Annotated in this window: 32 protein-coding genes and 3 pseudogenes; 12 read left to right on the forward strand and 23 right to left on the reverse strand. The window is 39.0% G+C overall.

Translation table 11 applies throughout. From position 1 onward, the window contains the following. Positions 1-56: 56 nt before the first annotated feature. From ACFIKD_RS07895 to ACFIKD_RS07925, 7 genes and pseudogenes are all read right to left on the reverse strand, one after another. The gene (locus tag ACFIKD_RS07895; RefSeq protein WP_375647668.1) at positions 57-425 is read right to left on the reverse strand and encodes a head decoration protein; all 369 of its coding nucleotides are present in this window, start codon (positions 423-425) and stop codon (positions 57-59) included. Continuing rightward, entirely contained in the window at positions 422-574 is a 153-nt protein-coding gene (locus ACFIKD_RS07900) for a hypothetical protein (RefSeq protein ID WP_375645168.1), read from the reverse strand. The genes ACFIKD_RS07895 and ACFIKD_RS07900 overlap by 4 nt, the downstream gene beginning before the upstream one ends. A 110-nt stretch (positions 575-684) precedes the next feature. Continuing rightward, positions 685-1,758 carry a S49 family peptidase gene (locus ACFIKD_RS07905; protein WP_375647669.1) on the reverse strand — a complete coding sequence of 358 codons (1,074 nt, stop codon included), beginning with the start codon at positions 1,756-1,758 and terminating at the stop codon, positions 685-687. After that, positions 1,748-3,292, reverse strand: coding sequence for a phage portal protein (locus tag ACFIKD_RS07910; RefSeq protein ID WP_375647671.1), 1,545 nt, complete (start codon positions 3,290-3,292; stop codon positions 1,748-1,750). The genes ACFIKD_RS07905 and ACFIKD_RS07910 overlap by 11 nt, the downstream gene beginning before the upstream one ends. Beyond that, positions 3,292-3,540 (reverse strand): phage head-tail joining protein, encoded by a 249-nt coding sequence (locus tag ACFIKD_RS07915; RefSeq protein WP_375647673.1) that lies wholly within the window; start codon positions 3,538-3,540, stop codon positions 3,292-3,294. Before ACFIKD_RS07915 ends, ACFIKD_RS07910 begins: the two co-directional genes overlap by 1 nt. 3 nt (positions 3,541-3,543) lie before the next feature. After that, positions 3,544-5,471, reverse strand: a pseudogene (locus ACFIKD_RS07920) (phage terminase large subunit family protein). Then, positions 5,464-6,045, reverse strand: coding sequence for a hypothetical protein (locus ACFIKD_RS07925; protein ID WP_375647674.1), 582 nt, complete (start codon positions 6,043-6,045; stop codon positions 5,464-5,466). The pseudogene ACFIKD_RS07920 and the gene ACFIKD_RS07925 overlap by 8 nt, the downstream one beginning before the upstream one ends. Positions 6,046-6,139: 94 nt before the next feature. Here ACFIKD_RS07925 and ACFIKD_RS07930 point away from each other — a divergent pair, with 94 nt between their 5' ends. Next, positions 6,140-7,186, forward strand: a complete 1,047-nt coding sequence (locus ACFIKD_RS07930; protein WP_375610735.1) for a Fic family protein — start codon at positions 6,140-6,142, stop codon at positions 7,184-7,186. A gap of 62 nt (positions 7,187-7,248) precedes the next feature. On the opposite strand, the gene ACFIKD_RS07935 is transcribed toward ACFIKD_RS07930, so the two are convergent. From ACFIKD_RS07935 to ACFIKD_RS07950, 4 genes are all read right to left on the reverse strand, one after another. Further along, positions 7,249-7,779 carry an antA/AntB antirepressor family protein gene (locus tag ACFIKD_RS07935; RefSeq protein WP_375629830.1) on the reverse strand — a complete coding sequence of 177 codons (531 nt, stop codon included), beginning with the start codon at positions 7,777-7,779 and terminating at the stop codon, positions 7,249-7,251. Between the two features lie 560 nt (positions 7,780-8,339). Beyond that, complete coding sequence (locus tag ACFIKD_RS07940) at positions 8,340-8,831, reverse strand: Rha family transcriptional regulator (protein WP_375645079.1); 492 nt, start codon at positions 8,829-8,831, stop codon at positions 8,340-8,342. 318 nt (positions 8,832-9,149) lie between these two features. Beyond that, the gene (locus ACFIKD_RS07945) at positions 9,150-9,734 is read right to left on the reverse strand and encodes a hypothetical protein (protein ID WP_375647675.1); all 585 of its coding nucleotides are present in this window, start codon (positions 9,732-9,734) and stop codon (positions 9,150-9,152) included. Between the two features lie 3 nt (positions 9,735-9,737). After that, positions 9,738-10,058 (reverse strand): hypothetical protein, encoded by a 321-nt coding sequence (locus ACFIKD_RS07950; RefSeq protein WP_375647690.1) that lies wholly within the window; start codon positions 10,056-10,058, stop codon positions 9,738-9,740. 344 nt (positions 10,059-10,402) lie between these two features. Here ACFIKD_RS07950 and ACFIKD_RS07955 point away from each other — a divergent pair, with 344 nt between their 5' ends. Together ACFIKD_RS07955 and ACFIKD_RS07960 are read left to right on the forward strand one after the other, a co-directional pair. Next, positions 10,403-10,585, forward strand: a complete 183-nt coding sequence (locus tag ACFIKD_RS07955) for a type II toxin-antitoxin system HicA family toxin (protein ID WP_006589116.1) — start codon at positions 10,403-10,405, stop codon at positions 10,583-10,585. A 20-nt stretch (positions 10,586-10,605) separates the two neighbouring features. After that, the gene (locus ACFIKD_RS07960) at positions 10,606-11,028 is read left to right on the forward strand and encodes a type II toxin-antitoxin system HicB family antitoxin (protein WP_375645150.1); all 423 of its coding nucleotides are present in this window, start codon (positions 10,606-10,608) and stop codon (positions 11,026-11,028) included. Between the two features lie 3 nt (positions 11,029-11,031). Here the strand turns inward: ACFIKD_RS07960 and ACFIKD_RS07965 are convergent, their stop codons facing one another. Together ACFIKD_RS07965 and ssb are read right to left on the reverse strand one after the other, a co-directional pair. Then, positions 11,032-11,574: a hypothetical protein gene (locus ACFIKD_RS07965; protein WP_375645151.1), complete on the reverse strand. Its 543-nt coding sequence runs from the start codon at positions 11,572-11,574 to the stop codon at positions 11,032-11,034. A gap of 12 nt (positions 11,575-11,586) precedes the next feature. Further along, positions 11,587-12,042, reverse strand: coding sequence for a single-stranded DNA-binding protein (gene ssb / locus ACFIKD_RS07970; RefSeq protein ID WP_375647676.1), 456 nt, complete (start codon positions 12,040-12,042; stop codon positions 11,587-11,589). A gap of 301 nt (positions 12,043-12,343) precedes the next feature. Between ssb and ACFIKD_RS07975 the strand changes: the two genes are divergently transcribed. After that, positions 12,344-12,535, forward strand: a complete 192-nt coding sequence (locus ACFIKD_RS07975; protein ID WP_004859817.1) for a hypothetical protein — start codon at positions 12,344-12,346, stop codon at positions 12,533-12,535. Positions 12,536-12,602: 67 nt separating this feature from the next. After that, the gene (locus tag ACFIKD_RS07980) at positions 12,603-13,031 is read left to right on the forward strand and encodes a type II toxin-antitoxin system HicB family antitoxin (RefSeq protein WP_375645119.1); all 429 of its coding nucleotides are present in this window, start codon (positions 12,603-12,605) and stop codon (positions 13,029-13,031) included. Positions 13,032-13,078: 47 nt separating this feature from the next. Here the strand turns inward: ACFIKD_RS07980 and ACFIKD_RS07985 are convergent, their stop codons facing one another. From ACFIKD_RS07985 to ACFIKD_RS08030, 10 genes and pseudogenes are all read right to left on the reverse strand, one after another. Beyond that, positions 13,079-13,624, reverse strand: a complete 546-nt coding sequence (locus tag ACFIKD_RS07985; protein WP_375647678.1) for an antA/AntB antirepressor family protein — start codon at positions 13,622-13,624, stop codon at positions 13,079-13,081. 459 nt (positions 13,625-14,083) lie between these two features. After that, a pseudogene (locus ACFIKD_RS07990) lies at positions 14,084-14,173 on the reverse strand (integrase dna protein); the annotation flags it as partial. Positions 14,174-14,200: 27 nt separating this feature from the next. Next, on the reverse strand, positions 14,201-14,620 hold the full coding sequence (locus ACFIKD_RS07995) for a hypothetical protein (protein WP_330167790.1): 420 nt from the start codon (positions 14,618-14,620) through the stop codon (positions 14,201-14,203). Positions 14,621-15,209: 589 nt separating this feature from the next. Then, positions 15,210-15,725, reverse strand: coding sequence for a hypothetical protein (locus ACFIKD_RS08000; RefSeq protein ID WP_375647679.1), 516 nt, complete (start codon positions 15,723-15,725; stop codon positions 15,210-15,212). Beyond that, complete coding sequence (locus ACFIKD_RS08005) at positions 15,712-16,059, reverse strand: hypothetical protein (RefSeq protein ID WP_375613835.1); 348 nt, start codon at positions 16,057-16,059, stop codon at positions 15,712-15,714. The genes ACFIKD_RS08000 and ACFIKD_RS08005 overlap by 14 nt, the downstream gene beginning before the upstream one ends. Positions 16,060-16,236: 177 nt before the next feature. Next, positions 16,237-16,650: a hypothetical protein gene (locus tag ACFIKD_RS08010; protein ID WP_375645181.1), complete on the reverse strand. Its 414-nt coding sequence runs from the start codon at positions 16,648-16,650 to the stop codon at positions 16,237-16,239. Then, positions 16,634-17,815, reverse strand: coding sequence for a hypothetical protein (locus ACFIKD_RS08015; protein WP_375647681.1), 1,182 nt, complete (start codon positions 17,813-17,815; stop codon positions 16,634-16,636). The genes ACFIKD_RS08010 and ACFIKD_RS08015 overlap by 17 nt, the downstream gene beginning before the upstream one ends. Then, positions 17,805-18,284: a crossover junction endodeoxyribonuclease RuvC gene (locus tag ACFIKD_RS08020; protein WP_375647682.1), complete on the reverse strand. Its 480-nt coding sequence runs from the start codon at positions 18,282-18,284 to the stop codon at positions 17,805-17,807. Before ACFIKD_RS08020 ends, ACFIKD_RS08015 begins: the two co-directional genes overlap by 11 nt. Before the next feature lie 668 nt (positions 18,285-18,952). After that, a complete protein-coding gene (locus tag ACFIKD_RS08025) occupies positions 18,953-19,405 on the reverse strand; it encodes a hypothetical protein (RefSeq protein ID WP_375647683.1) in 453 nt (150 codons plus the stop codon). 12 nt (positions 19,406-19,417) lie between these two features. Then, the gene (locus ACFIKD_RS08030; RefSeq protein ID WP_375647685.1) at positions 19,418-19,765 is read right to left on the reverse strand and encodes a hypothetical protein; all 348 of its coding nucleotides are present in this window, start codon (positions 19,763-19,765) and stop codon (positions 19,418-19,420) included. 110 nt (positions 19,766-19,875) lie between these two features. On the opposite strand from ACFIKD_RS08030, the gene ACFIKD_RS08035 reads away from it, so the two are divergent. The 7 genes and pseudogenes from ACFIKD_RS08035 to ACFIKD_RS08065 form a co-directional block, all read left to right on the forward strand. Beyond that, on the forward strand, positions 19,876-20,493 hold the full coding sequence (locus tag ACFIKD_RS08035) for a S24 family peptidase (RefSeq protein WP_012754749.1): 618 nt from the start codon (positions 19,876-19,878) through the stop codon (positions 20,491-20,493). A gap of 247 nt (positions 20,494-20,740) precedes the next feature. Further along, entirely contained in the window at positions 20,741-21,076 is a 336-nt protein-coding gene (locus tag ACFIKD_RS08040) for a hypothetical protein (RefSeq protein ID WP_375647686.1), read from the forward strand. Between the two features lie 64 nt (positions 21,077-21,140). Continuing rightward, positions 21,141-21,503 carry an antA/AntB antirepressor family protein gene (locus ACFIKD_RS08045; protein ID WP_375647688.1) on the forward strand — a complete coding sequence of 121 codons (363 nt, stop codon included), beginning with the start codon at positions 21,141-21,143 and terminating at the stop codon, positions 21,501-21,503. Between the two features lie 14 nt (positions 21,504-21,517). After that, positions 21,518-22,246, forward strand: a complete 729-nt coding sequence (locus ACFIKD_RS08050; RefSeq protein ID WP_375647691.1) for a Rha family transcriptional regulator — start codon at positions 21,518-21,520, stop codon at positions 22,244-22,246. A gap of 12 nt (positions 22,247-22,258) precedes the next feature. Beyond that, on the forward strand, positions 22,259-22,576 hold the full coding sequence (locus ACFIKD_RS08055) for a hypothetical protein (protein ID WP_156850804.1): 318 nt from the start codon (positions 22,259-22,261) through the stop codon (positions 22,574-22,576). 14 nt (positions 22,577-22,590) lie between these two features. Then, on the forward strand, positions 22,591-23,160 hold the full coding sequence (locus ACFIKD_RS08060) for a hypothetical protein (RefSeq protein WP_375647689.1): 570 nt from the start codon (positions 22,591-22,593) through the stop codon (positions 23,158-23,160). A 75-nt stretch (positions 23,161-23,235) separates the two neighbouring features. Beyond that, positions 23,236-23,613, forward strand: a pseudogene (locus tag ACFIKD_RS08065) (recombinase); the annotation flags it as partial.

The raw sequence follows: 23,613 nt of genomic DNA on the forward strand, positions 1-23,613 counted from the left end.
GTGATGCTTGAGAAAGCATCATGTTTAAAAAAATTCATATCCATGTTTGCATTCTCCTATCGCAATAGAATGTTGTTCTTGTCTTCTAAAGACTGAATGGCTGCTTTCTTTTGCTCATCCGTGATGGCATCTGGCCATAGCAGTTCAGAAGCTTTTACAGTGCATAAGCGTGCTGTAATCACGGCGCGTTGATCTGCGCCTGTTGCGTCAATAGTGGCAAAAGAAATCCCTGCCGGTGTTTGACTGCCATCTGATGCTGCTGGATTAAGGGGGGCATAGTGTCCCGTTGCGGTTATCTTTCCCATGACAGTTCCCGCTTCAATGAATGCTCCTGATGCAAACACCACTTCTTCGTTTGACATGTCAGGGTCGTAGGGTCCAAGATAAGCGCCATTGCGTACGTCGTCATAAATAATATTCGTCATTTCACTGCCCTCCAAGCTGCTTCCCATTTTGCGTGAATCTTTGCCTTGCTCGTCCCATCACTATGAGGGGCATAAGGCGAGACTTTTAAAGACTCGCTTTGAGAGCTAGCAGCCGTCAACACACACTGGCGTGCTTTCTCGAGACTCATACCGTTTTGAATAGCTTTTGCTGCGTCAAAAGAAACGCCTAAGTGCTTTGCTTGCCTTTCAAGGGTTGTTAGTGCTTTTGCGCGCTTTCTTTCTTTTTCAAGAGCAGCTTTTATGTTTTCCTGCTTGTCCTCATTGTCTTCGTCCTCATCTTCGTTTTCTTCTTCATCGTCGAAGTCTTCGGCGTTTTTGTCGACGTCACTATCGTCTTCGTCCTCTTCCTCGTCATTGATGATGTCGACGATCTTTTCGTCATCCTCTTCTTCAGCGCGGTATTGTGTGCGTGCCATGTGTTTTGTCCTTCTTTTTCTGTTGATGTTGGGTTTTGTGATATGGAATCCGTTAAGGCTTCCAAAGCTTGCGCAAGGGTGCCTTGCGCATCTGCTAATCCAAGCGTGATCGCTTGGTTGCCTATAAAAGTTTCTGCTTTTGTGTCACGAATTGCATCAGCATTTAAGCGTCTGTTTTGCGCCACCAAATCGACAAACATCTCGTAGAGCAGGGCGCAATCGGCTTGCATTTTTATCTGTGCTGTATCGCTCAAGGGTTCATGAGGATTGCCATGAACTTTGTGATCACCTTCAAAGACAAAGGTCCATTTATGCCCGTGTTTTTCATCTGCACGGGATTGGTCAAGATGGGCGCTAACAACCCCAATCGAGCCCACAACACCCGTGCGAGCAATCCATATTTGAGAAGCAGCACAAGCAATGGCATAAGCTGCAGAACAGGCAAACTCATTGGCATGTGCCCAAATGGGTTTATTGTATTGTTTTGAGAGTGTTTGAAACTCTTCAACTAAATCAAACACACCGCCGGCTTCTCCACCGCCGCTGTCAATATCAAGTAAAACAGCGCGAACATCAGGTTGTGCAATGGCTTCACGAAAAGAAGCCCTTAAACCTTCATAAGAGGTTAGCCCCGATAAAGCCCCAAGCCATGCGCCACGGCGCACAAGCGTGCCATGAACTGGTAGGATGGCAATATTGTTTTGTACTACATAAGTTTCAGGGGGGCTTAAAGCTTCTGTATCCCCTTGCGCAAAAGCCTTAGGGGGAAACTTTTCTCCCTCAAAAAGACGCGGCGCAAGAGCATTCAAAATGATATCAAGCTTTGTCGATGCAAGCATATGAGGAACACCAAAAAGCCGTGATGCCAAAAACGGCATGTCGAGATTATTCACCATTTGTATGTGCCTCACTGCCTTGGTTACTTTCATAAGTTTCAGAAGGTTCTGAATCTGCTGTATCAATTACTTGATTGCTATCAGAGGGCGCTGCCATATCCGTGTCAAAAGATAAGCCGCGCGCACGAGCGTCTGTGTGCTCTTCTTGCAGTTCGGCATGAATGCTGTCGATATCAAAGCCGCGCTCGGCAAGTGCCATGCGTCGTGTTTTCAAGCCTGCACGGATTTCTTCTTTTTCCGCTGAGATATCCTTGTTTGGATCAATCATTTCAAGGGGTGGTGCAAAGCTTTCACATTGAAGCCATGGCAAGGAATTTTCTTCCCACCCTGGCAAATTGACGCATCCAGAAAGCACTGCCATTTCAACAAAACGCTCCCAAACAATGCGGTTAAACTGAAAGGCAATGATATGTTCACGCCATTGTTTGACGTGCCGTCTAAACTGAATGATAGAGGTACGCACATTGGAAAAATTGCCGCGCGTAACGTCTCCAGTTACAACGGCATAAGGCATATTAAGTGCTGCACAAATTTTCAAGATATTGCGAAATTGAAAAGCCTCATAAGAGCCACCAACCTCAACAGGATTTGAGAATGTAACCTCTTTATTCTCTCCTAAATAAAGAGATGCACCGGGCGCAATGACAGGTGCTTTGTATTCTTCTTCAACGTTGTTTTTATCACGATTATCGGATAATTTTTCGACGTTTGGGGAACTGTCCTTGACAAACGCCGCGAAAAGAGCCGCCGTCCTTTTTCTATCGAGTTCTGCGTCGTCATAGGATTCGAGTTGAAAGATCTTTGTCATAGAGCGCGTTATTTTGGGAGAACCGCGCAATTGTCCGGCAATACGGCGCTCTTTGATATGAATGACCATTTCAGCGGGGACGCGCACGCGCTCTTGGCTCTCAAATGCCATATTTGCAGGGACATCATCATAGGGGTGATGTTCCCAGAAATGATAAGCAACGCGCTTACCACTGGCATTAAATTCAATCCCCATACGAATGTAATTGCCTTCAATCTCAGCAGGTCTATTGTAGGAAAGGTCCAACATTTCGGTGGGATAAACTTGCAATTGAAGAGGCACACCAGAGCGCCCGTAGAGATCAACATAATGCAATCTTACAAAGCACTCTCCGGTTAAAAAGACCTCTCGTGCAATGGTTGCTTGCAGCCCATAAAAGCTGGTATCTTCATCATAATCGGCTTCATCAACCCATTGCCACCATAAGTCTAAAAGCTTTTTCTTTTCTTCTTGAAAACCTTCAATACGAGGATAAGGTTTAATCCCATCACTGACAGCCGCAGAGACCCATTCCTCCGTTGCGGAACCATAAAGAGCTTCATTGTCATAAAGCCATCTTGAACGGGCAACAATGGTATCACCGCATTCCTCAATGGCTTTATTGATATGTTTTTTTGCGGGGTCAAAACCACCCATACGGCGGCTTTTGCTTGCCGCTTCAAAATGGGGATTGTGTTGACGAGAAATTGTAAAAAAGCCCGTGAGTTTATTGATAAAGCCAGCCATTAATAGCCTCGTGATATATTAAAATAGAAAACGCGTGAACGCTTGCTTCCTTCAAGGTCCGCTATTTGTGTATTCAGCATCTCAAGCGCTCTGCGCAGTTCCTCAACAGAGCGGTTGCTGACTTGCTTATCGCCATGGCGTACCGATTGCGCACCCGAATAAAGAGCCTCTTCAATTTGTTCACGCCGCCTTTTTAAGTTTTCAAGTCTGTCAATTTTGCTGTTAAATTGTCCTAAAGTTTCATCCACAAATTACCTCCAATCCCCTTGCATATAAGGATTCATCACCGTTCTGGATTGTTTCCTTTGAGGCTGTGCTGTCTGAGATCTTCTTGGAGCAGGAGAGGGGGCATGTCTTGGTGTTGGCTGCTCTAAAGAGCCTTCAATTTTAAGTTTTTCCAGACGCTCTTCTAAGATATCGACTTCTCGATTAAGGTTTATTCCTGCCGAAATCAGACCTTGTAAAGCAGCATAAGCATAGACCCTACAGTCCAAGGCTTCATTTCTTGCCTTTTCGCTTTTTTGCCGTTCAATGCGCTTGAAGCCTTTAAAATATTTGATGACTTTTCTTTTAGCGGTTAGCTGGTCAAAATATTCCCGATCAAGGTTTTTATGAAAGTGTGTTGCACCAGCACCCGATGCTTCAGGACCGGATTTTTTAAACCGTGCCGTGATAATATCTTTTGCTGCATCAACACCAACAATATAGAGATTGATCTGTCCTTTGTTGTTTCTACTTGGACGGCGCGGCCATACCGCACGCCATCCCGCTTGTCCCTTAATCCCCCAGATACGTCGTCCCTCACGGGGGCGCACGTAATTATAAACCGCTTGTGTGTGTCCACCACCGGTATCAATACAAGCAGCTGTTATTCTGATACCCTCTTTATAGCCTGGATGTGGCCAGCGCTTTGCAAGATATTCATCCAATTGGTCCCACACTTCAAAAGAAGAGGGATCACCAAGGATGACCTGATAATCAATATGCCAGCTTTCTTCACTGCGTCCCCATCCCACCACTTCAAGTTCTAAGCGGTCATTTTGCACATCAATACCCGCTGTTAACAACACGGCTTGTTCTGGTGCAAGGGGATAATCTTCACGTTTTGCATAGAGGCTATCAGGGTCAACAACTTCCCCTGTTCTGTCTTCCCATGGCTCTCCAAGCACTGTGTTGACAAAAGGCTGCAAAAGTGCCGGATCATCCTTGGCATCTAAAAACTCTCTTGCGCATTCCCCCCAAGTAAGCCAAGGTGAATAGAGTGCCGAAATATGGTAAGAACGCAAATTCGGTCTGCTTGATTCACTCGTAGGCACCCAGCACGCACCTCTTTCTTCACTCATGAGATCTGTTTTTCTGTGCTCAGCATGTTCATGACCACAATGTGCACAAACAAAAACAGCTTTTTCGGGGGCGCCTTTTGGCCACTTAATTTGTGGCCAAACAATGGGCTGTAGAACACCACATGCATCACAAGGGACATTGTAATATCGTTGGTCTCCTAGCACGAAATCTTTGGCGATACGGCTTGTGTCACGGTGGGTCGGTGTGGACAATTTAAAAATCTTTCTCTGCACAAAGGTTGAGGTTCGCTTTTCAGCAATCATCACCGGATCACCTTCGTTATCCACACTGAGAGGATAGGCATCCACCTCATCCAAAATCAGTAACGAATAGGCATGGAACGCAAACCAGCTGCACTGTTTGCTCCTGTAAGCATCAATGCCCCACCATCAAACTCTTTCGAAAACATTGTATTACCGCTGTCGCGTGCCTGCGCTGGGGCAATGCGTTCGCTTAAAGCAGGGCTTGCCATAATCATTGGGTCAAGACGGGTTTTTGATAATTTCTTCGCTGTCTCAACCGTTGGCATCACATACAGGGCAGGTCCCGGACTATAATGAATGGCATAACCGCAAAAGTTCAATCCTGCTTCAGACATGCCGATCTGCGCCCCTTTCATGACAATGGTAGTTTCAATTGGCACGTAAGAGGAAAGGTTATCCATGATTTCACGCAAATAAGGGGTACGCTTTGTTTTCCAAAGCCCAGGCTCAGCACTTGCTACGGTGCTAAGATACCTATTCTTGTCCGCCCATTGCAAAACCGTGTACGGTGGGTCGGGTTGTCGTGCGTCATTGGCATTAGCGAAAAATTCTTCGACTGCATTTTCATCCATTATTCGTTTCTTGCAAGTTCTCTAACTCTGGAGAATGAGGATCATGAAAAGGCACTGGAATATTAACCGCCTCAAGCAAAGCGGTTCTCATATAATAATCAATAGCACCAATAAGGCTGGCCGCATCACATCCAACTTGTGCAGCAATGCTTGCACCAAAACGATGAGGAAAATTCAACATAGCATCACGGTGCGCTCTTCCAAACTCACGCGCTGCCTTTTTCACTTCTTCACGATCGACAGTTGTTTCGCGTAACTTTTCCAGAGCAATCTTTTCTTTTGCTAGTGCAACTTGCATCCGCTCCAGTTTTATCTTGTATTCATTGGCTCCATCTGTGGAGGCTTGTTTGATCTTTGTTCGCGGTTGACCATCAGGCGCTAAAAGTGAAGCAGGGCGCTTTGTTGGATTCTCATTCCAGATAGCTGTTGCAAGCGCTTCATTGACAGAACCATCTTCAAAAAGAGCTGCATCAAATTTACCTGTCTTTATCCGAGAAACCACCGCATTATGTGAAACACCCATCTTTTTTGCAAACGCACGAACCGATAGACCTTCACGAGCTTTCTTATTCATAGTTGCTCCTTGCCTTTTTCTCTGCCATAAGAAGTAAGAGTTTACGGTGTTACGAATGATTGACAATCGGGTATAATCCGGTATATATTCCGGTATGAAAACAGATACACTCCAAATTACACAAGAATTGTTGGCTCTCATTGCTGAAATTGATGAGTTCAAAGGGGCATGGCGCGCCCTTGGTACTCTTGCACCTGAGCGATTGAACGCTCTTCGTCATATTGCTACTGTTGAAAGTATTGGATCTTCCACACGCATTGAAGGGAGTAAGTTAACAGACCGCGAAATCGAACAGCTTTTGGTAAACTTAGAAATTAAACGTTTCAAGAGTCGTGATGAACAAGAAGTTATCGGTTATGCCAAGGTTATGGAAACAATCTTTCAATCTTGGAGTGATATTTCTATTACTGAAAATCATATTAAACAACTTCATCGTGATCTTTTGTGTAATAGTGAGAAAGATCAACGACATCGAGGTGAATATAAGACTTTACGCAATGATGTAGCAGCATTTAATTCTCAAGGGAAAATGGTTGGCATTGTTTTTGAAACAGCTACACCATTTGATACACCATACCGAATGCAAGAGCTTATTACTTGGTTCAATAAAACCAATGAATTAAAGGATCTTCATCCTTTACTTACGATTGGTATTTTTAATGTAACATTTTTAGCTATTCATCCTTTTCAAGATGGAAATGGACGTTTAAGCCGTATCTTAACCACCCTTCTTTTGTTACAAAAAGGTTATGTTTATGTACCATATTCATCACTTGAAAGCATTATTGAGAATAATAAAGAAAGCTATTACTTAGCTTTAAATCAAACTCAAAAAACAATTTATACTAAAACACCCAATTGGGAGCCTTGGATACTCTTTTTTTTACGTGCTCTACAAAAACAAAAACGCCAATTAGAAATAAAAATAGAGAGTGAAAAAAATGCTCTTTTTTCCTTATCTGAATTGGCTCTTAATATTCTTGATTATGTGCGTAATCACGGACGTGTTACAACCCGCGATATGGTACGTGAGGTTGGTGCAAGCCCTAATACACTTAAAGTAACTTTTACATCATTAGTTGAAAAAGGTCTTTTGATACGTCATGGTGGTGGACGATCAACTTGGTATAGTGCACCTTAATTTTATTGCCTTCTTAACCACCTCCCCATTGTTGAGAACGGGGAGGGGAGATGTGTCTTAAGCTAAGCAGCTTTCACGACAGATCTTTCTAAGACTTGTTTTGCTTCTTTGATTAAAGCTTTATAATGTTTGCTTTCTTCTACCAATGTAAAGGCTTTGACAAGATGCATATGGAGAGGTCCATAAATGTAAACAGCCTTTTTAGTTGGAGACATTTTATCCCAATCTTTTGGGAAAGCAAAACGTATATCATCACAATAATCAACAGATTGGCTTTTTAGTTTCTTTTCACACTCAATAAAGTAACGACGAGCCTGTCGTCCTTTCTCATTGCGTTCAACCATGGAAAGCTCTTTTGCCATGTCTAAAGTGAGATGGTATTCTTTACTTATAACATTTTTACGTTTCTCATTTTTGAGAAACGTAAAACCATAATCTTGATTTTCCAAAAATCCATATTCTTTAATACGGCGTACAATCCAATCTGCAAATTTAGAGTTGACTTCTAAGAACATATATAATTCACGTGCGTTAACAGTTTGAACAGTTTCTTGTCCAATCATTTGTTCTTTAATTTCTATGAGAGTGTTCATGATGAACTCCTATTGGTTAGAGGTTTCTTATTGACATTCCAGAAGAATGCCGGGCGCTAAGAAACACGGCCAATAGTCCGTCGTTACGCTTTCCCCATAAAGAGTATTGTATAGCGTAACCACACCCGACAAGATCTTTATACGCTACAGCATATAATGAGTCAAAATCTTTAATGCTCAGAAGATAGATTGTTTCGGCAATCCATCCGCTATTGGTTTAAGGTGTTTCTTAGGCACCTAATTCGAAAATATATATTAACGCAACAATGTCAAGAATAAAAATAATTTTTATCTAAAAATAATCGCGTACTGTACAGTGTACATATTGAAATTGTTATTTATCAATGTGTTATGTGTACAATGTACAGTCAATTTGAAAATTCTGTCGCTAGCGATAGTTCGCGCTCGTCCGCCCCGCAACAGACCCAACCCGCTGGGAAGTACCTTTTATATTGATTTTATTATATTTTTTTGGAAATAGGAGAGGCATAATTGGCAATTTTCTTTAATTAATATCCTCCCCACTCTGAAAGCAGGGAAGATGAGATTGTATTTTAAATTTAAGCAGCTTTCGTAACAGATTTTTCTAAGACCTGTTTTGCTTCTTTAATGAGAGCTTTGTATTTTCTGTTCTCTTCATCCACTCTGAAGGCATCAAGAAGACGCATATGAATAGGACCTAGAAGATACAAAACTTTTTCACCAGCGTTCATACCTTCCCAATAGCTTGGCAAATCAAAGCGTGTATCACAATCATAATTGGTCTGCTCCTGACTCTCGAGTTCTATCCAGCGGTCAATGATCTTAGCACGCAGCACTGTACTGTACCCTGAAACTAATATAAGACATTCACGCTTAGGTAGGTTGTAGCAGACTAATTTGCGTCCTGTAGAATCCTTATAATTTCCTTGAAATTTACTCACCTCAATTTTGAGGTCAGTGCATATTTGTCGAATATCTCTTACAATATTGTCATGCCTTTTATCACATAATTCCGCAATTTCACGGCTAGACATTGTTAAAGTGGTTTGGGAGTTTACTAAATTGTTCATAACGAACTCCTATCTATTTAGATGTCTTCTATTCATACCCCAAGGGGTATCGGGTGCTAGAAAACACGGTAGATAGTCCGTCGTTATGCTTTTCCCAAAAGGGTATTGTATAGCGTAACTACACCCGACGAGACCATTATATGCGACGAGCATAGAATGAGTCAAAGCCTTAATGTGCGGAAAATAAACTGTTTCGGCAATTCATCCGCTATCTATCAAGGTGTTTTCTAGGCACCTAATTTAACGATATATGTTTTCTGTGAATCTTGTCAAGAAAGAAAATCCTATTGTATAGCACATAAACATAGCTTAAGAGCATTATTTAGCTTTCTTATTGGCGGCATATTCTTGACGAGCAAGTTGGTACTGTATGTTGGCAATTAATCTTTTATTGGCTTTTTTTACGATAGCACTTGCAATTTCTGGCTTGGACATCACCCCAGCAATTGAGGGTCCCTCTTGTTTTGCAATAGGGAATTGATCTCCATCCGCTCTTTGAAACACATTCCCATTCAGCTTTTTTAATTCAACACGCTTTGGAAAACTCCCACCTTTGATAAAAGCATGGGGTAAGATTTCTTTTTTTCCAAACATTTTGTAAGTTACGCCGCGTTTTGTTTCTTCTGCTTGAAAAAATTTAAGAGGTATCGGTGTTCCAGAACCAATGATATCTGTCTCAAGAAACTTTGCTGTAGCTTTTTCTTTAATATAAACACCTTTTTTGACACGCTTTGATTGGGCAGATGTAACATCGGCAATTTGTTTTTCTGCAAAGCGTTCGACTTGTTTTGCAGAGGTGTTTACAGCATTACGCAAAGCCCAGTTAAGGCGTGGTGCTTGAAGACTGGTGAAGGTATCCTTCACCTGTTGAAGATACCATTTTTGGTGGATGATTAACTTCAACTTCTAAGCCTTTTTGGGGGTAGGTGTTGATGACTTAGAAGCTTTAGATGCTTTTGGCTGTTCGAGTGGAATTTCCTTTGTCACTGGTTCAGACGATGTTTGTGTGGCTTCTTGTTTTATCTGCTTAATTTGTTCAACTGCCTTGTCTGTTTTTGCTGTTGTCTTGACTCCAATAAAAGGTTTTACAGCATTAGCGCGCTTGAGACGTGCGTAGACTTGATTGGAAACTTCAACAAATGGATTATTGGGTGTTGATGGTTCAAAGCGAACAGTGCTTTTATTGTCTCCAACAACACACATTGGCTTAGTGATGACAGCTTTCATCATTGCTCCTTTTGAGTCATAATTAATGACATCATTAGTCAAATATTGATTTTTATTCTGTGAAAAATTGATTAGCCAGAATTACCCAGAAAACGGGGCTTTCTAGCCACGTTTCAAGTTCATATTTTACTGAATTTTTGAGGATATTTTTGAATTTTAGACACAATACGACTAGTGCCGTGCTGTCATTAAATATGATTTTTCACATCATGTCAACAAAAAAATCATGATCTTGTGTTTTTTTATTTTTTTACCTAAATATGGTGTTTTAAAAGATATTCTTTATTTTCCTTCAATACAACATTTATGTTGTATTGAAACATTTTAGATGTTATATTATTATAATGAATAGTCAAGAATTGAAAAGATATCTTATAAAGCATGGTTGCAGTTTTACTTCAGGGAAAGGTGGACATTTGCTTGTAAAGCGCGGTTCTAAAAAGTCCGTTTTACCTATGCATGGTACGCGAAAAGAATTAGGAACAGGATTAGTCCAGAAGATTCTTAAAGATCTTGACCTAAAATAAGCCTGAATATGGAGGTGTAAATGAAATATGCAATCAAATTTATCAAAGATGACAATGATACTCTTCTAGTCGTCTCTAAAGACTTTCAGGAATTTATTACCTATGGTAACGATGAAAAAGAGGCTTTGGAACAGGCTAAAAATGCACTTTTAACAGTCATTATGGGGCGTTTTCAAGATCGTGAACCTATTCCCTTTGGACATCGTGATATTGCCTATCCTTTTGTTGAAGTATCTTCATTGGTGACTTTAAAAATTGCAATACATAACGCTATGGTTGAAAAAAACTTACGCAAAGCTGATCTCGTACGTCTTTTAAAACTTCATCCAATACAAATTGACCGATTGTTGGATTTAAACCACGCAACCAAATTAGATGCCTTAGAATCCACTCTCAGTGCTCTTGGAAAAGAGGTTGCCATTAATATCCAAGACGCCGCTTGAAAACTACCGGTTTTGCGTAAAATGTTTATAAAGTGCATTAAGAGCAATGCGCAATGAAAGCACAAGATGTGGTAGTGATTGATCTTCTATGACAAGATACTGTAATGCGGCATGAAGGTTATATTGACGGTGTAAACATTGAGCTTCTTGAACAACATCTTTTACAGCTAAAAGATGTTCTGTTGCTATCTGTACCCATTTCTCTCTTGCTCCGTTATCAGAAGTTGTAGGCATTTCATCATAAATTGCATTAGGCAATCCTTTTGCACATAGGTAATTGTTTTTCACTTCAAGATATTTTTGCGCAGCATCATATTGGTCTTGATTGATTTCGCCTTGCAAATAAAGCCGCCCAATATAGGTACTGGAAAGTGGATTTTTAGCCTCTTCTATGGTCAAACAGAAGCGTTTGGCACGCATTTCAATTGCCAATTTATCCATGGGTTCATGCGGTGTTTTTGCTCGTGAGATGCGTCCATTTGGTTCTCTGATACATCCTTTAATCCGAGGACGACCACGTTTTGCACGTTTTTTTCTTTTTGTCATATTTTTTTTCAATCAGAACGGTATGCTATCATTATTAATGAGTGCACTATGATCAGCAGCCCCTGAAGCGATAGCATAATTTTGAGAAGTAATAGGTGAAGGGGTAGGGGATGCCGATTGCTCTTTTTTGGCATCAAGCAAATACAACTCGCCTTTGAATTGTGGTAAGACAATCTCTGTTGTGTAACGGTCATGCCCATTTTTATCTTGCCATTTGCGTGTCTGTAACTTTCCTTCTATGTAAACCTTTGAACCTTTGTTTAGATATTGAAGTGCAATTTTTGCCAAATGTGGATTAAAAATCACCACGGAATGCCATTCTGTTTTCTCTACTTTTTGACTGGTTTTTTTATCTGTATAGCTCTCAGAAGTCGCTATACTAAAATTGACTATTTCTGCTCCAGAATTCATTGTTTTGCTTTCGGGATCAGCACCAAGGCGCCCGATTAACGTCACTTTATTTAGCATATTTGTAGCCCCATTAGATTTGCAATTTATACATAAAAATCTTAACATAATTTGCGTATTTATTCAATTATTTCAGTTTATTAATAACAGTTTTTTAATGTATTACATTATAATATTATTTGACAAATTATTCATCAAAAAAAACATGTCACACAAATGGCACGGCTTTCTTATTTCTGCTTTTAACTTTTCAATAAATATCCTTTCATTAAGAGTCTGTATCAAACTTTTTTGTTCGATTTATTGTTGACTATCGAACCTTTTTGTGCGATATTCATTTTATGCAGAAAGGGGAGGCTAAATGAAACGAGAAGCACTGCTTAGAGAGTTACGTAAAGAAGCCAGAAAAAGAGGCATTCATTACAGTGAAGCTCCTGATGCAGGTAAAGGGTCACATTATTTGGTAACTTTTGGAGACAAGACAACCGTTATAAAATCTGGTGAATTGACCCCACTTTACGTGAAAATAATAAAAAAGCAGTTGGGGGTATGAGTTATTCTCTCAACAGCTTTAAGTTTTCGTTTCAAAAGTATTTCGATTATGGCGAGGAGACCTAAACATGGAATATACTTATCAAGCAAAACTGGAATCTGATCCAGATGGTGGTTTTATTGTAACCTTTCCAGATGTACCAGAAGCAATAACAGCTGGAGAAAATAGAGCAGAGGCATTAGAGAATGCTGTTGAAGCTTTAGGGTTAGCATTACGGAGCTATCCTATGCGCGGTTTACCTTTACCAGTACCACAGCAATATAAAGGTCTTGTAAAGGTCACGGTAGATGCTTGGAATGCTCTTAAGCTTGCAGTAGTAGAAGCCTTTAATGAAGCGAATATCACAAAAACAGAATTGGCTAATCGTTTGGGTAAAAAAGAAACAGAAGCAAGACGCATTCTTGATCCCAATTATCCAACTAAGCTTCAAACACTAGAGCAAACACTGAGCGTTCTTGGCAAGCAAGTCATTATTACAATCAAAAATGCGGCTTAACTTCCTCCCCACCTTGTAAAGATGGGGAAGGGAGTTCTGTTTTAAGTCTAAGCAGCTTTTACTACAGATTTTGCTAGAACACGCTTAGCTTCTTTTGTAACTGATTTGTAATGATCAAGCTCTTTTTCGATTTCATCTATTTTCAAAAGACGACTAAAGATGATCCCCATGATTTTAGGATAATTTGTCAAAACATATTGGCGAAGATAGTTAAAATCATCAAAGCGTGTATCATTATCATAATCAACAGATTGGCTTTTTAGTTTCTTTTCACACTCAATAAAGTAACGGCGTGCTTGACGTCCTTTCTCATTGCGTTCCACCATTGAGAGCTCTTTCGCCATGTCTAGAGTGAGATGATATTCTATTGCTGTAACAGCTCTAGATTTTGCGCTTCCCAATTTTGGGAACCGCAAATCTTGTGTTTTTATGAAATCTTTACCTTCTTCAAATGTATATTGATTAATACGATCTGTAATCCAAGTAGCGAAACGTTTTCCTATTTCCATGAATGCGTGTAACTCACGCGCATTGACCGTTTGCACAATTTCTTGTTCAATAATTTTTTCTGATATTTTAATGAGTGTGTTCATAATATTGGTTCCTTTGTTTTAAAAGTTTAAGTATCCAGGGCTAAAACAACCGAACCAATTCAGTCCTTCACATCTTTAGGTTACCCTTGGACATACACGTGAAGACCCTGGAATAATAAAATGAAGAGCAACAGATCTTTCGGGATACTGTTGAACCGATTGGTTACAGGTGTTTTAAGCCTGCCAATCAAGCTATTATTTTTTGAAAAACCCTAAAAGTACGGACGTCCTAAAAGGGACTAGGTGTTAACAAACACGGTCGATAGTCCGTCGCTATGCTTTTCCCAAACGGGTATTGTATGGCATAGCTACACCCGACAAAGCCCTTATATGCTAAACGCATACAACGAGTCAAAGTCTTTAGTGTGCGGAGAAAAGATTGTCTCGGCAATCTATCCGCTATCGATTCATGGTGTTTGTTAGGCACCTGATTCGAAAATCCACATCGCAGAAATAATGTCAAACGGCTCCTATTATAAATGCAGCCCACTGTTGCATGAGAGCATGTCGTTGTTCTAAAAAATCTGTCCGCATATAAGCTATTGCTACCCCATACAGCATTTTGATTGTTGATGATCAATGGCAAAACGGAGTGTTGATATTTAAGAGTTTTATTATACCGTTGTTTTTACAAAATGAGCTGTTTAAGCGTCTCTCGACACTTCTTTGAGTCCTGACAGAACCATTAAGAGAATATACCGGAATCCTATCATCTTTACAATTTTCACACCATTTCCCATCTTTAATTTTATAGTGAAATCCTGATTGGATCATACAAGCATGAATCATCGACCATTCATGAAAGCCTAATTTGCTATTGTCTCTATCGCTACTATAAGGAGATAGCGCACCACACTCTAACAGTGCTTTTCCTACCTCAGTAAAATTTACACCTGGCTTTTCCCATATAACAAAGTATGTTGAAGGAGGCTTTGAGTGACATCCAGCCATATTTAATAAAGCTATGCAGCTTAATAATTTTAAAGTTTGTTTCATTTTTCCCCTTTTTTAATAGATTTATTGACTATGAGAAGGCTTTAAAGCCTGTTGATTATTCTTATCTCCAATTTCAAATTTGTCACTGAACTCCCAGCAAATAGACCCCTTTTTTTTCAAAAAGGTGAGATTTCAAATCCAACCTCTGCAATTTTCAAAGAGATTGTGGACAGCAATACCAGCACTGTCGATTGTTACTAAATTGTTCATGGTGAGCTCTTTGTTGTTAGACGTTTTTCATTGACATTTTTTATAAAAATGCCGGGTGCTCAAAAACACGGCGAACAGTCCGTCGTTACGCTTTTCCCATAAGGGTATTGTATAGCACAACTACACCCGACAATGCCATTATATGCGTGTAACATACAATGAGTCAAAGCCTTTAATGTGCGGAAGAAAAATTGTGTCGGCAATCTATCCGCTGTTCGTTTAAGGTGTTTTTGAGGCACCTAACACCGAAGATATACATTACAGGAATAATGTCAAGAATCTTTCGATAGTTTTTTATCTCCTTGTTGATTTCATCTATGAACGTTGAGAAGAGACAGCGTGATTTAAACTAAACAGTTTTATAAAATCGGAAATTTTACTATGGCTTTTTAACTGAGCACTGTAGTGTGTAAATAGATATATTTATTAAACTGCGTGTATGTAACATAAGGAAAAATACACAAACTAAAAAGGAATACCAAAGAGCAATATCTGAGTACCAAAGTACAGTATCCAATGAAAAAGAAAGCTTATGCTGTACGTACTTAGAAATGACAGATAAAGGAACCGTTTCTTTATAGCTACTTGGGAAAATTAAAACGACAAGCGCTACACTTATTAGCTTTAAAAGTCGGTGCATATATTGTTGTAAATCACGTGTTAGTTTCACCCAACCTGTTGTATTTCCGCATTTGTATTTTGGGTTGCTCTGCAATTCAGAAGGGATATTGGAATTGCATAAAATTGCAAAAACAATTGTGACTATTACCAAAGAAACAGATGCAAATGTCAAAATACTCTGAATAAAGTCAAGATTTTTTTTAATTCCTAAAAAACATAAAAATATAAAAATTATAATACCAAACAAGGCTCTTAGCTGCTTATCTGTAAACATATTTATTTCCTGCGGTTTTCGATAATTTTTTGATCTCTTTATTGATCTCATCTATAAGAGGTTCGTAATTGAGAATGCTTTTCGGAATACCACCACCGTAAACCCATGCTTTCACTTGCGCTTTGGTACTAAAATCCGCATTTTCTGGTGTGGTATAATACTGTCCGCCATCAAACTTTTCACACTCTCTTGTGCCGTCTTCATATTCGTAGAGGTTGTAAAAATACTCCTCTGCTCCATCCCCCCAAGGAACATAACCAACAGCTGTTGCAATAAACTCTTTTTGCATTGGTTGTTTACGCTTTTTTAAGAACAGGTCTTTTAATATTTTCATGTTTTTAGTCCATAATTTTACCAATTGGTCTATTTACCTAAAATTTGACTGTACAGAGCGTTTTATATTGCAGATATGGTTTTCATCGTAAAATCTTTAAATCGCTTTGTAAGGTGCCTTTTTGTCGATTTAAATACATATCCAATCCCAAAATGATCAGCACTTTTCACTATTTTGCTAACTTGCAATGTTTTTCACTGCTCCCCCAAGACCATTTAAAGTTTCTTCAAGCTCTTGCTTGTGAACAAGCGTTAGTGGTCGAAAATGCTCTTTCGTTGTTTTTTCTTTGAGTGCTTTCTCACGTGTGTTTTCAATTGCTCTACGTACACTTTCGGCTTTTGAAAGAAGGGTATTTTCTAGTGTCTGGCAATAAGTTAAAAGCTCTCCACAAGTTGGCATAAATGTTTTTGATATCCCAATTGCTTGACCAGTTACGATATCTTCGACGCCCTTTTTCAGAGCATATGCTGAAATCCGTTCCAGCATCATGCTATAGGATAGGACAACAGCTTTGGAATCTGTGTTCGCAGGGACTCTCATGCTTGAGAGTAGGAAAGAAGCTTGCTCAATTTGCTTAACTGAAGCTTTCACAGAGAGCAACGCTTGTAGACGATTGCAAGCATCTAAGGTTTGCGCTTCCTCCTGTTTCGTCAATGTATTCCCAGCTTTCAGCGTCAATGGATACCCCGGACTGATCATTTCCATAATCTTCTCCAGATGAGAGATGATCTCTGAGTTCGTTGAAGCCTTCTGCAAGCTGTTCTGTGAAAGTTTTCTGAGTGAATTTTCCATGATAACCTCTAAGTGTTTGTGTTTGTTTCTTGGATAGCGCTCCGTACTCTGGATGTATAATCCAGTTTCGCCATGTCGCCGGCCAATCCCGTTTGTTTGCATTTGCTCCGGATTTTGCCAGCCAAAAATTTCTGAACCGTTCGACTTCTAACAGCGCCTCATCATGGGTTAAGCCTTTATCGATTGCGTATTGCAAATTAGGTTTGAAATCATCTGGCAATCGACAACCGCGATTAGCTTTCGCTCGTTTTGCTTTTTGGGAAACGTTCTCTTGCTCGTGAATGGGAGGTTGGTTGTCTGATGAGGTTTCGATTTGCTCTGATGTGGTCTCAACAGCAGCAACCTCTGTTGGCTCGTCAACCTGTTCGTTTGTTTCTAAACTTTCAGAACCAATTTCTTTTTTTGCTAAAACGATAGTTTTAGTTTTTTTATTATAACTGTTAATGTTAGTGTTATTGTTTATGTTATATATATAGGCATCATTAAGCATGTCGTAAGCATCATGCTTAGCATCGTTAAGCATGGCTTTAGCATCGTTTTTATCAGTATTTTCAATGGCTTTAGCATCATCACAAGCATCATTTGTATGTTTATCCCATCTTGCCTGCGCTGCTTTCTTTGCTCTCTCTGATAACTTCTTTGACCGAGATGTCTTCGATACCTTATCTAAGCTTTCATTAGAGTTATTGAGTTCTTCTTCAACTTTTAAACTCCATAAACACCCATCGTCTAAACGTTCGATATGACCTGTGCTTATTAAAACTTCTAACGCTTTCATAAACATTTTTACTGAACAACCAGTGTAATTAGCCCAGACCTTTGTGTTATTTAAAAGCGGCTCTCCAGTATAAAGCATTTGCAAACGCAATTTTATATAAACATTGCATTCAATGGGAGATAAACAAGCAAGATCAAGAATCCACCTATCTGCAAACAGCCTCGTCCACGGTAATTTACTGGACATATATACCCCCTTCTTTCATTAAATATAAAATTGCTAAAGCATCTGCTTCGTTGTCGTCTTTAGGCGTATGTCCTTTTGCACATACCGCCTTAATCATTTCTTCTTTTGAGGCGTTACCTTTTCCTGTTGTTGCCTTCTTAATTGTGCCAACAGGAATGCCTTCATATGGTATCTGATGATGTTCACACCACGCTGTTAAGGTTGCTAGAAAGCCCCCATAAATATGAGAAGCGTCTGTACCCACATGCCGGCGCACCTCTTCAAAATACACCGCATCAATTTCATCAACAGATCTCTTTAGTTCAGTAAGCCACCGTTTAAAGCGTAAATAACGCATACCACCGCCTTCAAAACGGCGTGATTGAAAATCTTCTGTATCGCTTGTTATGTGACCATCCGCACCGCATATCGCCCAGCCTGTCTTAGTCCCTAGATCAAGACATAAAATGGTTTGTGCGTTAGTGATCATAATCCCCCCCTTAAGGCTCTACGTATTTTTATGTGTGCTATGACAGAGCGCGTAGTTATAAGTTTTAAAAAAGTGGATTAACTCAATTCAGACGCACACTACACGCATCATTTATTAATTTGATTTCTTCTTCTCTTTTTTCGATGAGTTTATCCCTTAAGAAATCAAGCCTATTTTTGACTAAGGCTATAAATAGATTAGCTCATTTAAGCGATAAAAAGATGACAACTCTTGAGAAAAATAATTATCAAACCAAGTTGTAAAAGCTTGCGTAAACACAGATGAAAACCATTGATTAAAATCATCGTACGGAAATTACGGAAAATAATTTCTATCATCACGCACAAAGATACTATGCAGCATATAGACAAAACAACCTGTTGATGAGGGATCTATACTTATCTCAAAACATGCATCTTGAGGCGAAAGGACACCATAATATATGTTTTCCTGTCCAATCTTATTAACAAGATCAATCAACTGGACTTTACTTATAGTGATCTGTGGGACATCTATCATCTCTGATCTTTCTTTTTAAGAGTCTAAATGCTGCTGTTGTGACAGAGCGCGTTGTGATTGCTTGTCTTGAAAAAATGTTTTTGAAAAAGGAACCTCGCAATGATTCATTGTTAATTAACAATCCTCATTTTTGGCTCAAATGACGCAAGTTAAAAAACTTCTCCTGCAAAAATAAAATCGATCAATCTCGGTTCTTCTTTTTTGTTGATTAACTCAGTGATTTTATTATTTAATTCATCAATAACTTTCATCTGTGAAGCTAACTTTAGCCTTTGGCTGTATAGCGTTTCATTTTTTTGCTTAATTAAAGAGGATAGGTTTTCAAGTACTACTTGCTGTTGTTCAATTGACTTATCTCGCTCTGCAAGAGTTGCTTCATGCCATCTCATCCAATTATCAAATTGTGACTTATGCCATTCTTCTTGTTTTGCAAGAACTTTTGTATGAGTTCTATGTCGTTTTATAAGATCTTCTATGCTACAATCACGATCCGGTATTTGTATAAATTCTTTCACAAACTTATCTCCATTCTCAATTTTCGTATTACAACCTATTAATCCACAAATCCGTGTGTAGAGTTTCTTCAATATTCCGTTTCTCATGATCTTTCTTCTTTAAGAGTGTGAATGCTGCTGTTGATGTTCGTTATTATCTGTAGGGGCAGCAATATGAGAAGATATTACTGTTTGTGATGCATTTGCTGTACTAATTTTCTCCACCAGATGAAGCGTATCTTTTCTTCGTTTTGTCATTGGACGAACAACTCTATGGGATTTACTCCCATAATTATGTAGGAACCAATCTAGTGTAACCCAAGATAGACCCTTGGCTTTAGATAACTGAATAATTATATTCCAGTATTTTGGAGAAATACTATTGCGATCACGCATTTTACGCGCAGCCTCATAGCTACAACCAATTTCTTTTGCAAATTGGCGTATAGATCCCCAAGATTCAATCAAACTTTTGACATAAAAATCATTAACCATGACACAAATAGTACATTACGTACAATTTTAAATCAAGATAAAATCGTACACAATGAATTAAAAAAATAGTGGATAATGTACAAATGACTTATTTGCCAAAAGATAGACTTAAAATAGCGCGTAAGAATGCTGGATACGCAACACCAAGCGAAGCTGCGCGCGCTATACCAGCTCTTAATCAAAATACCCTAATTAGTCACGAAAATGGAAATCGTGGTATTTCGCGCCAAATAGCCGAGCTCTATGGACAAGTATTTAATGTAGATCCTGGGTGGATTTTGTATGGCGAGTCTCCTCAAGAAAATCCTAACCTCAATATAAGTATTCCTGTCGTTTCATGGATTAGCGCTGGAGAATTAAGCGAGCAAGATGGGATAATGGATTTTTCAGATTATCCTATGACAGAGGCTGTTAATCTTCCTGCCGGTGAATGGATTGCTTTACGTGTAGATGGCGCATCTATGAATAAAATTAGCCCTCCAGATTCTATAATATTTGTAAATATGCGAGACAAAAAACTTGTGCCTAATGCCTGCTATGTAATTGCAGATGAATCTGGACAAGCGACATATAAACGATACAGACCTAATGATGATCCTCCTTTTCAGCCCGCTTCATACGACAAAACAATAAAGGCTCCAAAACTTGAAGGCGCTATCTCTATAATAGGTCGTGTACGGCGCACTATTCTTGATATGTAAACACAATACGATTCTCTGTTCACGTTATCGATTAGATTGCCATCAACAGATTGAAGCAAGTTTGCTTGATTTTTATCAGTAAACAGCAAAATTTTGATTCTCTAAATTATGCCGTGATTCGTTATTTTTTTATTTTTTTAAAAAAAATAGTACATTATGTACTTGACTATATTTAACGCATAATGTACTAATTTATTCCATAAACCACACACAAACAATTGCCAAGAGGCGTTAGGGAGGAGAAATTATGGAAAATCCAATTCTTATAAATTCTGATGAAATTTTATTAGTTGCCTACGATAAAGATCAACACATTGCAGAGTCTGGACCACTTGATGCAATCCAAATCTTTCGCATCAATCCTTCTGAGAATAATTGTGAAGATATCTCTGAAGAAATTGCAGAAGCATATGTAAAAGAAAATATCGAACGTCTCGATGAAGATAGTGAGGTTCATTACTTTATATGCGAAAGTGATGTTTACAATAGACTTTTAGACGAGATCGCAGACGAAAAATATAATGATGAGATTTACGGTACTTACGAACAACAACACCGTTTACGTCCTTGTGATGTGCTTTAAATTCTGAAGGGCGCATTTAAAAGCGCCTCCCCTTTTCCCATCAATAATTGATTAGAGTAAACTTATGACCACACATGATACTCATATTCATAGTGAAGGATATCTCACGCCTGAAAACGAGGTAGACAACAAAATCGGTTATGTCCAAATGGTCAATGCCCATGTAATGCATAGGCACTTACATTTGAAACAAGATTTTTCCACTTGGTTTAATGATTGTGTTGAAAAGCTTGATCTAAAAGAAGGCATGGATTTTGTTTTTACAAAACAAGAATGGAACAGACAGAAGATTTGTCCAAAATCTGAAATAGAAACAGATAAAACCGATAATCATTATTTCAAAATTCACGCAGCAAGGAAAATTGCTCAAGCAGAACGTCATAGAAACTATGGCAGAATATTATATCAAACCTTGTGTTTTTCTTAATTAAGGGGGTGATGATGAAAAGCCTTATTATAACATCTGAAAACAATTTTCAAAACACAACTGTTCCAACCATGTCTAGTCGTGAAATTGCAGAGTTATGCGGTAAGCAACATGCGCATATTATGCGTGATATTCGACAAATGTTAGGAGAATTATATCCTGAAGGGGGTCAATCCAAATTTGGATCCACCTATTTAGATAAACAGGGTAAGACCCAAAACTGTTACAACCTTCCTAAACGTGAATGCCTTATCTTAGTTTCGGGTTACAGCATGACATTACGCGCTAGGATTATAGACCGTTGGCAAGAATTGGAAAAGCAAGCAGTAACACCACAAATCGACTACTCAAGTCCAAAGGCTATGATTGGCTTTTTGAATTACCTACAAGGTCAAATAGATCAAAAAGACACCATCATTGAAGATTTAACACCAAAAGCCATGGCTCTTGAAAGCTTACAACGTCATGACGGACTCTTCGGTCTTACAGAAGCCGCTAAAATACTCGAGATGCAACCAAAACAGTTCATTCTCTTCTTACAGAAAAAAGGTTGGGTTTACAGACGAGCAGCAGGTGGAAATTTGCTTCCTTACCAAGACAAAATCCAAAAGAAACTTATGGATTGTCCAACCATCACACTTCAAACCGCAAGTGGAATAGAAAAAGTAATTCCTTGCGCAAAAATCACAGCAAAAGGAATTGGTGTGCTGTCTCAAGAGCTTAAAAGACAAACCATGCATTAAGAGGAGGTTATTATGATAAAAAAGAAATACGAATTGACTGATGAGACAATTAAAGTTGATAGAATAACGCTTTACCGTATCCGTGCATTAAAAGACTTTGGAGATGTTAAAAAAGGTGATCTTGGTGGCTGGGTAGAGAGTGAAAGAAATCTTAGCCATGATGACAATTGCTGGGTTGGTGGTGAGGCATGGGTTTATGAAAATGCCAAAGTTTATGAAAATGCTAAGGTTTATGATGATGCCGAAGTTTATAATAACGCAAAAGTTGGTGGTAATGCCATAGTAGCTGGCAAAACAGCATTTTATGGAAGTGATGCTATCTTAAGGTAGGGGGGCAATAAACCATGGAAAAGAAATACGAACTGACTGATGAAATAAAAGAATTTTATGATGCAAGAGCCGATAAAAGTAAAAAACTTTATCGCATACGTGCATTAAGAGATTTTAGAAATATTAAAAAAGGTTACTTAGGCGGCTATATACAAAAAGAAGACAACCTATCGCATGAAGGCGATTGTTGGGTTTGGCATAAAGCTATGGTTTATGGTGACGCTAAGATTTTCGGCAATGCACAAGTATTTGAACGCGCAAAAATTACAGGCAGGGCGCGTGTTTATGAAAATGCAAAAGTTTGCGGTGAAGCATATGTTGAATATGATGCGCAAATTTACGGCAATGCACAAATTTATGGTGAGGCTCGAGTTTTGGGCCATGTTTATGGCAATGCCCGTGTCTATGGAGATGCTTATATAAGTGATAAAGCGCACATTTCCGGAAATATGAAAATTCTAGATGGAGTATATATTTTCGATAATGTAAATATTTCTGGTAATCTTGAAATTCGTGGACGCAATTCAATCATCTGCGAAAGTGACTATTCAGCAAGCGATATAAGCTACATAAGCCGTTTCTAGCAACAAAAACAAAGATTTTAACACAAGCGTGATTCACGCCACGGGTGGATTGCGCTCAAATAGGAGGAAATCAAGATGAGTGAACTAAGTACCACACAAACGGAATTAGTGGAAACAACGAACAATTGTGAAATCGAACCTACAGCTATGGAGCTTATTTTAGAAAGAGCTTTAGAAAATGATGTTGATCTGGATCGTCTCAAGCGTCTTCTTGAATTGCGAGAACAAGAGATAAAACGACAAGAGCGTCAAAACTTTGTCCGTGATCTTTCTGCTATGCAAATGGAATACAAAGATATCGAACAAAACGCCATTAATACACATACTAAAAGCCTCTATACCACGCTTGATAAATATATTGATTCAATCAAAGAAACTCTTGCAAAATATCACTTTGCCTTGTTCTCTCGTATCAAAGACCAGAGTTCAAATGACATAACTGTAGAAATGACT

Origin of the sequence: Bartonella sp. CR84HXZ, from assembly GCF_042194535.1 — a bacterium.
GTDB lineage: Bacteria > Pseudomonadota > Alphaproteobacteria > Rhizobiales > Rhizobiaceae > Bartonella > Bartonella grahamii.